At 59.2% G+C, this 13,570-nt stretch carries 12 protein-coding genes; 10 read left to right on the top strand and 2 right to left on the bottom strand.

Translation table 11 applies throughout. From position 1 onward, the window contains the following. Positions 1-105: 105 nt before the first annotated feature. Positions 106-1,506, bottom strand: a complete 1,401-nt coding sequence (locus KI612_RS09875) for a heavy metal sensor histidine kinase (RefSeq protein WP_226444036.1) — start codon at positions 1,504-1,506, stop codon at positions 106-108. Then, a complete protein-coding gene (locus KI612_RS09870) occupies positions 1,503-2,180 on the bottom strand; it encodes a heavy metal response regulator transcription factor (RefSeq protein ID WP_226444034.1) in 678 nt (225 codons plus the stop codon). The genes KI612_RS09875 and KI612_RS09870 overlap by 4 nt, the downstream gene beginning before the upstream one ends. Before the next feature lie 170 nt (positions 2,181-2,350). On the opposite strand from KI612_RS09870, the gene KI612_RS09865 reads away from it, so the two are divergent. From KI612_RS09865 to KI612_RS09820, 10 genes are all read left to right on the top strand, one after another. Beyond that, positions 2,351-2,635 carry a hypothetical protein gene (locus tag KI612_RS09865; protein ID WP_153150882.1) on the top strand — a complete coding sequence of 95 codons (285 nt, stop codon included), beginning with the start codon at positions 2,351-2,353 and terminating at the stop codon, positions 2,633-2,635. Next, positions 2,632-4,071, top strand: a complete 1,440-nt coding sequence (locus KI612_RS09860; RefSeq protein WP_226444032.1) for a TolC family protein — start codon at positions 2,632-2,634, stop codon at positions 4,069-4,071. Before KI612_RS09865 ends, KI612_RS09860 begins: the two co-directional genes overlap by 4 nt. Before the next feature lie 13 nt (positions 4,072-4,084). Further along, positions 4,085-5,494, top strand: coding sequence for a multicopper oxidase family protein (locus tag KI612_RS09855; protein ID WP_014237672.1), 1,410 nt, complete (start codon positions 4,085-4,087; stop codon positions 5,492-5,494). Positions 5,495-5,523: 29 nt separating this feature from the next. After that, complete coding sequence (locus KI612_RS09850) at positions 5,524-6,186, top strand: c-type cytochrome (protein WP_014237671.1); 663 nt, start codon at positions 5,524-5,526, stop codon at positions 6,184-6,186. 96 nt (positions 6,187-6,282) lie between these two features. Then, complete coding sequence (locus tag KI612_RS09845) at positions 6,283-6,723, top strand: DUF411 domain-containing protein (protein WP_226444030.1); 441 nt, start codon at positions 6,283-6,285, stop codon at positions 6,721-6,723. Between the two features lie 18 nt (positions 6,724-6,741). Beyond that, entirely contained in the window at positions 6,742-7,086 is a 345-nt protein-coding gene (locus tag KI612_RS09840; protein WP_226444028.1) for a copper-binding protein, read from the top strand. An 80-nt stretch (positions 7,087-7,166) separates the two neighbouring features. Next, positions 7,167-8,438, top strand: coding sequence for a TolC family protein (locus KI612_RS09835; RefSeq protein ID WP_014237668.1), 1,272 nt, complete (start codon positions 7,167-7,169; stop codon positions 8,436-8,438). Further along, positions 8,435-10,024 (top strand): efflux RND transporter periplasmic adaptor subunit, encoded by a 1,590-nt coding sequence (locus KI612_RS09830; protein ID WP_014237667.1) that lies wholly within the window; start codon positions 8,435-8,437, stop codon positions 10,022-10,024. Before KI612_RS09835 ends, KI612_RS09830 begins: the two co-directional genes overlap by 4 nt. Positions 10,025-10,035: 11 nt before the next feature. Then, positions 10,036-13,170: an efflux RND transporter permease subunit gene (locus tag KI612_RS09825; protein WP_014237666.1), complete on the top strand. Its 3,135-nt coding sequence runs from the start codon at positions 10,036-10,038 to the stop codon at positions 13,168-13,170. Next, positions 13,167-13,553: a c-type cytochrome gene (locus KI612_RS09820; protein ID WP_014237665.1), complete on the top strand. Its 387-nt coding sequence runs from the start codon at positions 13,167-13,169 to the stop codon at positions 13,551-13,553. The genes KI612_RS09825 and KI612_RS09820 overlap by 4 nt, the downstream gene beginning before the upstream one ends. Positions 13,554-13,570: the final 17 nt, after the last annotated feature.

Below are 13,570 nucleotides of genomic sequence, written 5' to 3'. Positions count from 1 at the left end.
GTGCAGTTTGTTTTGGCGAATTTTATGGCGAAATATAATTATTGGTCAATAAGGCCGATGTTGATCAGGCCATCCTGAGATCAAGCATTTTTGAATGGGAAACAATTACCGGTGAGAACTGGGCAGGGATAGCGTAAAGCGCGTTTTTTCAGCGGTCGATTGGACACGTACTTTCCCGCCATGTGCAATCACAATTGATTGGGTGATAGCTAACCCAAGTCCCGAATTTTCGGTTGTCCGCAGTCGGGAACTGTCAACCCGATAAAAACGATCGAACAGGCGGGGCAAATGCTCCGCAGGAATCTCGTTCCCTGTGTTTTCGACGGCAATATGTGTCAATCCGTCATCACGCTCCTCGATTTGCACTGTAACCACTCCATCGTTTGGCGTGTGCCTCAACGCATTGGACAGCAGATTGCTTATCGCTCGGCGCAACATCAATCGGTCTCCGAGGATTTGGCCGGCGCCAGAGAATGACAAGTCAATCGATTTCTCTTCGGCAAGCACATCGTAATACTCGAGCAAATCGCCAATTTCCTCGGCAAGGTCTATCGCCTCTCGATTGGGGATGATCTGGTTGTTGTCGGCCTTGGCCAGGAAAAGCATGTCGGAAATGGTTCGCGATAAGCGTTCGAATTCTTCCGCGTTCGATGCCAGGATGTCCCGGTAGTCCTCTGCAGAGCGTGCTTTCGAGAGCGTGACCTGGGTCTGGGTCAACAGATTGCTGACCGGCGTTCGCAACTCATGGGCCAAGTCCGATGAAAAATCCGACAGGCGCTGAAAGGATTCTTCCAAGCGCGAAAGCATGCCATTCAGTGTGTCAGCCAGATCCGCCAATTCGCGGGGGATGGCTTCGACCGGCAAGCGGGTATGCAGGCGATTGGCGGTGATCTCAGCCGCCTGCCGCTTAATGGCCAGTAAAGGCAACAGGCCGCGCCGGACGACAAACCAGCCGAGCAATCCCATCGCCAGGGTTGCCAAGCTCATGAACCCCCACAAGGTCTGCCGGAAGGAAGTCATGAAGTGCTCGTGATGGGTGATTTCGGTAGCAATTGCCACGGTGTAACTACCGCCACCATCGGTGCCTTTGATCATCGAGGAAATTCCCCGCCATGGCTGGCCGTCGTTACTGTTCCATTTGACGGGTTGCTCGCGCCTTGGTGTCGCGCCAATGCTTAGTAGATCCTGCGGAAACACCATCGCTTCGTTGGCATACAGCGTTTCGCCATTCTGGTCATAGACGGCAACGATCAGCCCGTGATGCCCCGTCAGCGCATCGTCCAGTTGCTGGGTCAGTGTCTCTTTCGGCTGACTATCTGGTTTTCGTTCCAGGATATGCCTTGCCAACTGCATTTTGCCGGTCAGCACATCCAAATCCTGCTCTTCAAAGTGGCGCTCAACCGCATTGCCGATAAGCAGGCCGAGCAGGAACAGCACAAAGGCCGAGGCCAACGCGAACAGCAGGGTCAGCCGGAGTGTCAGTGATGGGCCGCGGATCGGGGTCAATCGGTAATCTCCAAAACATAGCCCATGCCGCGCACGGTACGAATCAATTTGGGTTCGTACCCCTCATCAATCTTGACCCGAAGGCGTTTGATGGCGACCTCGATGACGTTCGTGTCGCTGTCGAAATTCATGTCCCAAACCTGGGAGGCAATCAGCGACCGAGGCAGCACTTCGCCCTGGCGGCGTAACAGCAGTTCAAGCAGCGCGAACTCCTTGGCAGTCAGATCGATGCGTTTGCCGGCGCGATTGACCCGGCGCCGTAGCAGGTCGAGTTCGAGGTCTGCGGCGCGCAGAAACTCGGATTCCTTGGCTTTTCCGCCCCGCCGCAACAGGGTTCTGACACGAGCCAACAGTTCGGAGAAGGCAAAGGGCTTCACCAGGTAGTCGTCGGCGCCCAACTCCAGTCCCTTGACCCGATCCTCGACCTGGTCGCGTGCTGTCAGAAACAGCACGGGCATTTCCTTGCCGGCCCGGCGAATGCCTTGCAGCACCTGCCAGCCGTCGATACCCGGGAGCATGACGTCGAGGATCGCCAGATCATAGGCATCGGTCAGCGCCAGATGCAGTCCGTCGAGGCCGTTGACGGCCAAATCCACGACGAAGCCTGCCTCGACCAAGCCCTGCTTGAGGTAGGTGCCGGTTTTGGTTTCGTCTTCCACTACAAGAATTTTCATCGCTCTCTCCGCCAACCATTGGCTATTGATGGCGCATTTTCCGTCGCTTTTAAAGGCCAATTGCCTAGATTACGAAAATGTAATCCGCAAGTCAGCAAGATGTTGGTTTGGCGAAAGCATGATGTCGATCATCGGGGCAAAAGACTCCGCATATTCCCAATGGAGGCATCATGAAAATCATGGCGTTAACGGTCGCGCTCGCCGCGACACCCGCCTGGGCCGATTCCCATCCGCCCAAGGAACCGATACCCGAAACATCCTACCAATCGGCTTTCGCGGATTACAAACCGTTCCAGGATGAGACGCTGCATGACTGGCGTCAGGTCAATGGCGAGATGGGTCGCCTGCGCGGACACATCGGGCATCTTGAAACCGGCCAAGCGGCTGGAGAGCCAGCCCATGAGCACGGAAACCCTGCTGAACGCACCCCACAGGCGACCGGAGATAAGCCATGACGTCCGCTCTCTCTTTGTTGCCGATGCGTCGCGGAAAACTGCTTGTCGCCACCGTCGGAATTCTCGGTTTGGCCGGTTGTGCCACGTTTTCGGACGATGGCGGATTCGGCCGTGTCGAGCAAACGACCCGCGAGCGTCTGGACAAGGACGTCCAATGGGCGCGCAGCGATGCGGAGCGCTCGACACTGCAGGCCCGGGTCGGCGAACTGCTCGCCAATCCGCTAACGGCGGATGACGCGATTCAGCTTGCGCTCTACAACAATCGCGGCTTGCAGGCGGCGTTTTTCGACCTGGGGATCGGCGAGGCCGAACTGGTACAGGCGGGACGCTTGCCCAATCCTCATTTCTCGATGTTGCGTGCCAGCAAACCTGAGAACGGCATCCGTGAATACAAGATTGAACAGGCGCTGACCTTCAACATCTTCGCCCTGATCACCATGCCGCTGGCGGTCGAGGTGGAGAAACGCAAATTCGCCCAGGCGCAGCAACTGGCGGTGATCGATGTGGCCCGCCTGGCCGCTGAGGCCCGCCAAGCTTATTACACGGCGCTGGCTGCCGAGGAGTCCGTGCGTTACCTGCGTAAAGTCAGGCAGGCCGCCGAGGCAGGTGCCGAACTGGCCCGGCGCATGGCGTTGGTGGGCAATTTCAGCAAACTGCGCCAGACTCGCGAGCAAGCGTTCTATGCCGATGCGGCTTTGAACCTGGCCAGATCGGAGCAGTCGGCAATCGCGGCACGCGAACGCCTTGCTCGCGTGCTGGGCCTGCCTGATCGCAATGCCATTCGCTTGCCCGAACGACTCCCCGATTTGCCCAAGACGGTCGACGAGTTGCCGGGTGTCGAGCAGGCGGCGCTCGACCAACGCCTCGATCTGCAGGCAATCCGCCTCGAAACCGAGGCGCTGGCGAAGAATCTTGGCCTGTCCAAGGCGACCCGTTTCATCAACGTTCTCGAAGTCGGCCCGGCCCGGGTGCTCGAAGGCGCACGCGACAGCGGCTACAAGAAAGGCTACGAAATCAGCTTCGAATTGCCGATTTTCGATTGGGGTGGTTCCAAGGTGGCCAAGGCTGAATCGATTTACATGCAGGCGGTGGAGCGTGCCGGCGAATCGGCAATCAATGCCCGCTCGGAGGTTCGTGAGGCCTATCACGCCTACCGAACCAATTACGACATTGCCCGCCATTACCGTGACGAGGTGGTCCCCCTCAACAAGCGGATTTCGGACGAGAACATGCTCCGCTACAACGGCATGCTGATTGGCGTTTTCGACTTGCTCGCTGATGCCCGGACGCAGATCGGTAGCGTCAACAGCTATATCGAAACCTTGCGCGATTTCTGGATCGCTCGCGGTGATTTGGAAATGGCGATGATCGGCAAGCCGTCTTTGAATGCTTCGGCCCGAGCCACCATTGCGGCCACCGGCCGCGCCGACCATTAAGGGGACATCCATCATGACCACACGTCGCGATTTTTTCAAAAACCTTGGCATGGCTGGCGGTGCCGTGGCGGCTGCCTCTGTCAGTTCCGTCGCGCTTGCCGCGTTGCCCGAACTGGTGTCCATGGACAACCCGGACACGGCATCTCCACTGACTCCGCCCAACGGACGTCCCTACAATCCGGTCGTCACCCTTAACGGCTGGACTCTGCCTTGGCGCATGAACAACGGCGTCAAGGAGTTTCATTTGGTTGCAGAACCGGTTGTCCGCGAAATCGCTCCCGGCATGAAGGCTCACCTGTGGGGTTACAACGGACAAAGCCCCGGCCCGACCATCGAGGTGGTCGAGGGCGACCGGGTACGTATCTTTGTGACCAACCGGCTGCCGGAGCACACAACCATTCACTGGCACGGCCAGCGCTTGCCCAGCGGCATGGATGGCGTGGGCGGTCTCAACCAAAAGCAGATTCCGGTCGGCAAGACCTTCGTCTACGAGTTCGTCGCGCGTCGCCCCGGCACTTTCATGTATCACCCGCACGCTGACGAGATGACGCAGATGGCGATGGGCATGATGGGATTCTGGGTGACCCACCCGAAAGAGCGCCACCCGCTTATCGAAACTGTCGACCGCGACTTCTGCTTCCTGTTGAATGCCTACGATATCGACCCCGGCAGCTACACGCCCAAGGTCAACACGATGCTCGATTTCAACCTCTGGACCTGGAATAGCAGGTCATTCCCCGGGATCGACTCGCTCAACGTCCGCAAGGGAGACAAGGTCCGCATCCGGATCGGCAATCTGACCATGACCAATCATCCCATGCACCTGCACGGACACGAATTTGTCGTCAGTGGCACCGATGGCGGTCCGACGCCAATCGGCTCGCGTTGGCCCGAGGTGACCACCGACGTGGCGGTCGGCCAGATGCGGCAGCTTGATTTTCTCGCTGACGAAGAAGGCGACTGGGCTTTCCATTGCCACAAAAGTCATCACACGATGAACGCCATGGGGCACGACGTGCCGACCATGATTGGCGTTGATCACCGAGGCGTCGTCAAGCAGATCACGGACTTGATACCCGACTACATGGTGATGGGGGAACGCGGGATGGCCGACATGGGCGAGATGGAAATGCCCATCCCCGACAACACGCTGCCGATGATGACCGGCCAAGGCCCTTATGGTGCGGTTGAAATGGGGGGCATGTTCTCCGTCCTCAAGGTCCGTCGCGACCAGAAACCAGGCGACTATCGCGATCCGGGATGGTACAAACAGCCAAAAAACACCCAAGCCTATGAATGGACCGGACCGGTGGCGGCCGCAACCCGCAGCCACGATGCCGGCAAGGGCGCGATGCGCCCAGCGGGCAAAGCGCAATCCCAGGAGGTCGTGGTCAGGAAGCCTGGCAGCCACGGCCAACACTGAAATCACACCCATATCGCAGGAGATTTATCATGAACAAACTACTCTTGGGCGCTCTGGCTACCATCGGCTTGGGCGCGGCAACGGCTGGGATCGTCGTCGTGGCCGGCGTCGTCGATGTCGGTGCCGACACCCCCCACAGTTCATTCACCTACCAGGCGCTGACGTTTGCCCGCGAAAGGGCCATTGCCAGCCGTACGGGTGAAATCCAGATCCCGGCTGATCTTGCCGATCCCGAGCGCGTGCGACGCGGGGCCGGCAACTATGCTGCAATGTGCGTCAATTGCCATTTGTCTCCGGAAGCGCCAGATTCGGAGATTCGCAAGGGGTTGTATCCGACTCCCCCCAATCTTTCCGAAAAACCGGCGGCGCAATCGTCACGTGACGCTGCCCGCGATTTCTGGATCATCAAGCACGGAATCAAGGCTTCCGGTATGCCGGCCTGGTCGAAGGGCGGCATGGAGGATGAGGCCATTTGGGACCTGACGGCCTTCCTGCAAAAGATACCTTTGCTGTCGGCGACCGCCTACGAGCAACTGGTGGCAGCCAGTGATGGTCATTCCCATGGCGGACTGGAAGGCCACGAGCAGGGGCATGGAGGCCACGAAGAGGCACCAGTAGCCCCGGTCGAGGAAAAACCGGTGGCCAAGGGCAAAAAAGCGCACAGCCATGACCACGGATCGCACAAACATTAACCCCATGAAGATTACAAAAATGTAATCAGGCGGACAGCAAATTGTTGGCGTCTGCTATCCATACTGACGCCACTCGACTGACACAGGATCTTCGCCATGCGTAACCCCATTCTTGTTCTTGCTTTGAGCGCCGTCCTCGGCACCGGCCTTTCCACTGCCGTGGCGGCCGGCGAAACGGTGGATGTTTACAAGAGCCCGAATTGCGGTTGCTGCGGCAAGTGGGTCGATCATCTGAAAAATGCGGGCTTCGAGGTCCGCTCGCACAACGTCATGGATGTCACGGCGGCCCGCAAACAATTGGGGATGCCCGATCGCCTGGGCTCCTGCCACACCGCCAAGGTGGCCGGCTATGTGGTCGAAGGCCATGTGCCGGTTGCCGACATCCAGCGTCTGCTCAAGGAAAAACCGAAAGCCCTCGGCATCGCGGTGCCCTCGATGCCCCCCGGTTCGCCAGGCATGGAAAGTTCGAAACCCGTTCCCTACAACACGCTGCTGGTCCAGTCCGGCGGTGAAACCAGCATTTTTGCAAAACATTGATCCCAACAGGAGAAACCCATGAAAACACTCATCACCGCCTCCCTGATTGCCTTTGCCTCCCTTGGCACCGTTTCGGTCCAGGCTGCAGGCGACCATGCCGGCCATGCCATGGCTGCACCGGCCGCCGCGTCCGCTGAAATGCAAATGGTCGATGGTCAGGTCAAGAAAGTGGACAAGGCCGCCGGCAAGGTGACCTTGTCGCATGGTCCGCTGACCAACCTGAACATGCCGGCGATGACCATGGTCTTCAAGGTATCCAATGCCGCCTGGTTGGACCAGATGAAGAGCGGCGATAAGATTCGCTTCATGGCCGACAACGTCAATGGTGCCATTACCGTCGTCCATTTCGAGCCAGCCAAATAACATCATTAACTGACGGCGAGACCGTTCTACCTCTCGCTGTCAGCATGCTTCATAAAAACAAATATTTTCAGGGAGGTCGCATGCGCCGACTCAGGCCGTTACCCGTTTTGATCCTGGCGCTTGCCGCCGCCTTTGGGACGCCCGTGCTTGCCCAAGAGAGCGCCCTTGGCGCAAACGTCGACAGCCTGATCAATTACGCCAAAACGCGCAATCCGGAGTACGCCGCGATGCAGGCCGAGGCCGAAGCGTCGGGCGAGCGGGTGACGCCAGCCGGTGCCTTGCCCGACCCGAAGTTTCGTACCGAGTTGCGCGACATCACCCGATTTGGCGAGCAGAACGCAACCTTGTCCCCGAGTCGCGTCGGCAGCACACGTTACCTGCTGATGCAGGATATTCCCTGGTTCGGCAAGCGCGACCTGAAACGCGAGATTGCAGAGCTTGAGGCCGACGGCGCCAAGGGTCGTGCGCTGGGCACCTGGGCCGATGTGGCCGGGCGGATCAAAGTCAATTTCGCCCAACTTTATTACGTGCACCGCAACGAACAACTGACTCGGGAAATTCTCGACCTGATGACCCGCCTGGAGAAAGTCGCCCAGGTGCGCTACGCCGGCGGCCTGGCGGCGCAGCAGGATGTCATCCGCGCCCAGGTCGAGCAGACCAACATGCGCAACGAATTGATTGCGCTGGAGACCGAACAGCACCACCTGCATGCCCGGCTGAACGCCTTGCTGGCCCGCCCAAGCAATGCGTCCTTGCAGGAACCAGCGCAGTTGCGCAAACTGCCGGCTCCCGTGGCGCTGGATTACGCCACGCTGGAAGAGCGCGTGCGAACCCGCAACCCACAACTGTTCGCCGATGAATCGAAAATCAAAGCCGCCGAGAAATCCCGCGACCTGACCTACAAAAACCGCTATCCCGACTTTACGCTGGGGGTCTCCCCCATCCAGTACCAGAGCGCCATCAAGGAATGGGAGTTGATGGTCGAACTGAATATCCCACTGCAACAGTCTTCGCGGCGGGCACAGGAGCGGGAATCGGAATCCATGCTCAATGCCGCGCGCTCGCGCAAGGAAGCCACCACCAACCAAGTCTCTGCCGAACTGGCCGAGGCTCTGGCCGGCATCGAAGCCGCCCGTCGCACGGAAAACCTGCTGACCAACAGCCTACTGCCACAGGCCGAACTGACCTTCAAGGCGGCACTGGCCGGCTACGAGACTGGCAAGGTCGATTTCGCCACCTTGCTCGATGCCCAGCGCCAAATCCGGCAGGCCAGACAAAACCAGCTTAAGGCCCAAGTCGACGCCCAGATGCGTCTGGCCGAAATCGAACGTCTTTTAGGGGAAGATCTATGAACAAGGGTGCAGGACTGACCATCGGCGTTATTGCCGTTGCCGTGGCAGCCGGGAGTGGTTACTGGCTGGGCGGACGTGGCGGCGCTTCCCATGGCGATGCTGTGCCGGTCGCCAGCGCTCCGGCCGAGCCGGCCAAGAAAGAGAAAAAACTGCTTTTCTACCGTAATCCGATGGGGTTGCCCGACACCTCGCCGGTGCCCAAGAAAGACCCGATGGGGATGGATTACATCGCGGTCTATGAGGGAGAGCAGGATGAGGAGCCGGCATCGGCCAACCAGATCAAGATCAGCACCGAGAAGGTGCAGAAACTGGGTGTGAGGACCGAAGTCGCCCAATTGCGCGTCCTTGACAAGGTGGTCCGCGCCGCAGGTCGGATCGAGCCGGACGAGCGTCGCATCTACGCGATTTCCCCCAAGTTCGAGGGCTACGTCGAACGCCTGCACGTCAATGTCACGGGCCAGCCGGTCAGCAAGGGGCAGCCGCTGTTTGAGGTGTATAGCCCGGAACTGGTTTCCGCCCAGCGCGAATACGCGATTGCCGCCCAAGGCGTCGAGTCGCTGAAGGAAGCCGGCGGCCAAGCGCGGGACGGCATGAAGCAACTGGCCGATTCAAGCCTGTTGCGTCTGAAGAACTGGGATATTTCGGAGGAGCAGGTCAAGGCGCTGGCCAAATCCGGCGAAGCACGGCGCACGCTGACTTTCCGCTCACCGGTCGCCGGCATTGTCACCGAAAAGAAAGCCCTGCAGGGCATGCGTTTCATGCCGGGCGAGGCGCTTTATCAGGTGGCCGACCTGTCGGCGGTCTGGGTGGTGGCTGACGTCTTCGAGCAGGACATCGGTCAGGTCAAGACCGGTGCCAAAGCCAAGGTCAGGATCAATGCCTACCCGGACAAAGTGTTCGAAGGGACGATCACCTACGTCTATCCGACCCTGAAGGCCGAGACGCGGACGGTACCCGTGCGAGTCGAACTGCCCAATCCCAGTCAGTTGCTGAAACCGGCCATGTTCGCCCAGGTCGAGTTGCCGGTCGGGGCCAAAGGAGAGGTCGTCACCGTACCGACCTCGGCCGTGATTGACAGCGGCACCCGCCGCATCGTGCTGGTCCAGGCCAAGGAAGGCCGTTTCGAGCCACGCGAGGTTAAATTGGGGCAACGCAGTGACAACCATGTTGAGGTGCTCGAAGGGATCAAGGATGGCGAGCCCGTGGTGGTTGCCGCCAACTTCCTGATTGACGCCGAAAGTAACCTGAAGGCGGCGGTCGGCGGTTTCGGCCATGCCAGCCATGGCAGCCAACCGAAGCCGGAGTCAGCCAAGTCGGCAGCTGTTGGGCATCAGGCCGAGGGCACGGTGGAGGGTTTCGACACCAAGGCAGGTCTGCTGACGCTCAATCACGGGCCGGTCGCCAGCCTCAAATGGCCGGGCATGACCATGGAGTTCCAGGTCGCGACGCCGGCGCTGTTGAGCGGACTCAAACCGGGTGCGACGGTGGCCTTCGAGTTTGTCGAGCGCAAACCCGGTGAATGGGTCGTCACCAGCATCAAACCGATGGCTGGCAAAGTGGCGGCCAATCCCCACGCAGGCCACTGACAGGGGATACCATGCTCGCCAAAATCATCGAATGGTCGGGACGCAACCGCTTCCTCGTCCTCCTGGCTACACTTTTCGTCATTGTCGGCGGTGTCGTTGCGGTCATGAAAACGCCGCTCGACGCCTTGCCTGATCTCTCAGACGTACAGGTCATTGTCTACACCGAATATCCCGGGCAGGCACCGCAAGTAGTTGAGGATCAGGTGACCTATCCGCTGACAACGGCCATGTTGTCGGTACCGAAGTCCAAGGTCGTGCGCGGCTTCTCATTCTTCGGAGCCTCTTTCGTCTACATCATCTTTGAAGACGGTACGGATATTTATTGGGCGCGGTCCCGGGTACTCGAATATCTTAACTTTGCTGCTGGCCGCATGCCCAAGGGCGTCACGCCGCAGATCGGCCCGGACGCCACGGGCGTGGGCTGGGTCTATCAATACGCGCTACTCGCCAAGGACAAGACGCTGGCAGAACTGCGCACGCTGCAGGACTGGTATCTGCGCTACCAACTGACCAAGGCGCATGGCGTCGCCGAAGTGGCTTCGATTGGCGGCTTTGTCCAGACCTACCAGGTCACGGTTGATCCGGTGAAATTGCGCGCCTATGGCATTCCGCTGGCGGCGGTTTCAAAAGTCATTCGGGAGTCGAACCGCGATGTCGGTGGTCGTGTCGTCGAGATGGCGGAAACTGAATACATGGTACGTGGCAAGGGCTATCTGCGGGGCACGGTTGATATTGAAAACCTGGTGGTCAAGTCACAAGGGGGAACGCCCGTCCTGGTCCGTGACATTGCCCGCGTCGAACTGGCGCCGGACGAACGGCGTGGCCTCACCGAATTGAATGGTGAAGGCGAAGTGGTATCCGGTATCGCCATGGCGCGCTACGGGCAGAACGCGCTGGAAGTCATCCATAACCTGAAGGAAAAGATCGGCGAGATTTCTGCCGGCCTGCCGGAGGGCGTGACGATCCAGACGGTCTATGACCGTTCGGAATTGATTCACCGTGCGATCGATACTTTGACGCGCACCTTGGCGGAAGAAAGTCTCATTGTCGCGCTGGTCTGCGTCGTCTTCCTGATGCACATGCGCAGTGCCTTGGTGGCCATCCTGATGCTGCCGGTCGGGGTGCTGATTGCCTTCATTTCCATGCGATTGCTGGGGATGAACTCGAACCTGATGAGCCTGGGCGGTATCGCCATCGCCATCGGGGCGATGATCGATGCGGCCATCGTGATGATTGAAAACGCCCATAAGCACATCGAGCGTTTGCCGGAGGACCATACCCACGGGGATCGCATCGAGGCAATGATTGCGGCCTGCAAAGAGGTCGGCCCCGCGCTGTTCTTCTCGCTGCTCATCATCACCGTTTCCTTCCTGCCCGTCTTTACGCTGGAATCCCAGGAAGGACGTCTGTTCTCGCCCTTGGCCTACACCAAGACCTTCTCGATGGCGGGCGCGGCTTTGCTTTCGGTGACCTTGGTGCCGGTGCTGATGATGCTGTTCATTCGCGGCAAAATCATGCCGGAATCGAAGAACCCGGTGAATCGTTTCCTGATCTGGGCTTATCGTCCGATCATCGCCGGCGTCATGCAATGGAAAAAGACCACCATTGTTGCTGCGCTGCTTGCTCTGGTGGTCTCGATTTACCCGGCCAGCAAACTGGGTTCCGAGTTCATGCCGACGCTGAATGAAGGCACGTTGTTCTACATGCCGGCCTCCTTGCCCGGAATGTCGATCACCAAAGCAGCGGAACTGTTGCAGACCCAAAACAAAATCATCAAGAGTTTCCCGGAAGTCTCCTCGGTTTATGGCAAGGCAGGACGTGCCAACACGGCAACGGACCCAGCGCCGACGGAAATGTTCGAGACGGTGATCAACCTGAAGCCGGAATCCGAGTGGCGCCCGGGCATGACGACCGACAAGCTGATCGCTGAAATGGACAAGGCACTGCAGTTCCCCGGTGTCTCGAATGCCTGGACGATGCCGATCAAGGCGCGTATCGATATGCTTTCGACTGGCATCCGGACGCCGATCGGGATCAAGGTGTTCGGCAAGGATCTCAACGAGATGGAGCGGCTGGCCCGTGAAATCGAGACGGTCGTCAAGACGGTTCCGGGGACAACCTCGGCTTTCGCGGAACGGATTACCGGCGGTTTTTACTTGAACATTGAACCGGACCGCACGCAGTTGGCCCGCTACGGGTTGGCGGTCGGCGATTTGCAGGATGTCATCGGCCAGGCCTTGGGCGGCGAGATGGTCACCACGACCGTCGAGGGGCGCGAACGGTTTGGCGTCACCGTGCGCTATCCGCGTGAACTTCGTTCCGATCCGCAGCAGATTGCCCGTGAGGTGCTGGTGCCGACCATGGAGGGGGCAATGATTCCGCTCGGCCAATTGGCCCGCGTCGAGGTGGCCAAGGGAACGCCCGGCATCCGGACTGAAAACGCGTTGCTTTCCGCTTATATCTTCGTGGACATTCGCGAACGCGACATCGGTGGCTATGTCGCGGATGCCAAGAAGGCAGTGGCAGAAAACGTCAAATTCCCACCGGGTTACTACGCGACCTGGAGCGGCCAGTTCGAATCCATGGAGCGTGCGATCGAGAAAATGAAGATCGTCGTCCCGGTGACGCTGTTGATCATCTTCTTGCTGCTTTACCTGAATTTCAAGCGACTGACCGAAACCCTAATCGTCATGCTGTCGGTGCCCTTCGCGCTGGTCGGCGGGGTCTGGTTGATGTGGTTGCTCGGTTACAACCTGTCCGTCGCCGTCGCCGTCGGCTTCATCGCCCTTGCCGGGGTTGCGGCGGAAACCGGGGTCATCATGTTGATTTACCTCGATCATGCTTGGGAAGAACTAAAGGCCAAGCGCCGCACTGAAAACCAGGCGCCAACGCTGCATGATCTCTACGAGGCCATCATGGAAGGCGCCGTCGAACGGGTACGGCCGAAGATGATGACCGTCGTCGCCATCATGGCCGGCCTGCTGCCCATCATGTGGGGTACCGGCACCGGTTCCGAAGTCATGAGTCGTATTGCGGCGCCGATGGTTGGAGGGATGATTTCATCGACGGTGCTGACGCTCGCGGTCATCCCCGCCATCTACGCCTTGGTCAAGCAGTGGCGAATGAAACAGGGGATGGAGCAATGAGGCGCAAGCGTTTGTTTTGGATTCCTGCATCGCTTCTTGTGCTGCTGCCCAGCCTTGCCCTGGCTCAAGGCTGGAGCATTCCCAAACCTGGCCCCGGCCTAATGCCCAATCCCGTCATGGGCAAGGCGCTGTTCGCCAATCACTGTGCGGGCTGTCATGGCGGCGACTTGAAGGGATCGGAAAAGGGACCGCCCTTGCTGCACAAGATCTACGAGCCGTCACATCATGCAGATGCGGCCTTCCAGTTGGCCGTGGCCAACGGTGTGCGGGCCCATCACTGGAAGTTTGGTGACATGGCCCCCGTGAAAGGTGTGACGCCAGACGACGTCGCCCATATCACCGCCTATGTGCGGGCTGAGCAGCGGAAGGTTGGCATCCAATAGCGGATGGTTCGAACAAA

The organism is Quatrionicoccus australiensis (genome assembly GCF_020510525.1).
Taxonomy (GTDB): Bacteria; Pseudomonadota; Gammaproteobacteria; order Burkholderiales; family Rhodocyclaceae; genus Azonexus; species Azonexus australiensis_B.
The sequence above is the reverse complement of the archived record's forward strand: the minus strand, read 5'-3'. Positions and strand labels throughout refer to the sequence as shown.

Coding starts and splice junctions, on each gene's coding strand:
- KI612_RS09870 (WP_226444034.1), bottom strand. CDS start 2,180: ATGAAAATTCTTGTAGTGGAAGACGAAACCAAAACCGGCACCTACCTC.
- KI612_RS09865 (WP_153150882.1), top strand. CDS start 2,351: ATGAAAATCATGGCGTTAACGGTCGCGCTCGCCGCGACACCCGCCTGG.
- KI612_RS09860 (WP_226444032.1), top strand. CDS start 2,632: ATGACGTCCGCTCTCTCTTTGTTGCCGATGCGTCGCGGAAAACTGCTT.
- KI612_RS09855 (WP_014237672.1), top strand. CDS start 4,085: ATGACCACACGTCGCGATTTTTTCAAAAACCTTGGCATGGCTGGCGGT.
- KI612_RS09850 (WP_014237671.1), top strand. CDS start 5,524: ATGAACAAACTACTCTTGGGCGCTCTGGCTACCATCGGCTTGGGCGCG.
- KI612_RS09845 (WP_226444030.1), top strand. CDS start 6,283: ATGCGTAACCCCATTCTTGTTCTTGCTTTGAGCGCCGTCCTCGGCACC.
- KI612_RS09840 (WP_226444028.1), top strand. CDS start 6,742: ATGAAAACACTCATCACCGCCTCCCTGATTGCCTTTGCCTCCCTTGGC.
- KI612_RS09835 (WP_014237668.1), top strand. CDS start 7,167: ATGCGCCGACTCAGGCCGTTACCCGTTTTGATCCTGGCGCTTGCCGCC.
- KI612_RS09830 (WP_014237667.1), top strand. CDS start 8,435: ATGAACAAGGGTGCAGGACTGACCATCGGCGTTATTGCCGTTGCCGTG.
- KI612_RS09825 (WP_014237666.1), top strand. CDS start 10,036: ATGCTCGCCAAAATCATCGAATGGTCGGGACGCAACCGCTTCCTCGTC.
- KI612_RS09820 (WP_014237665.1), top strand. CDS start 13,167: ATGAGGCGCAAGCGTTTGTTTTGGATTCCTGCATCGCTTCTTGTGCTG.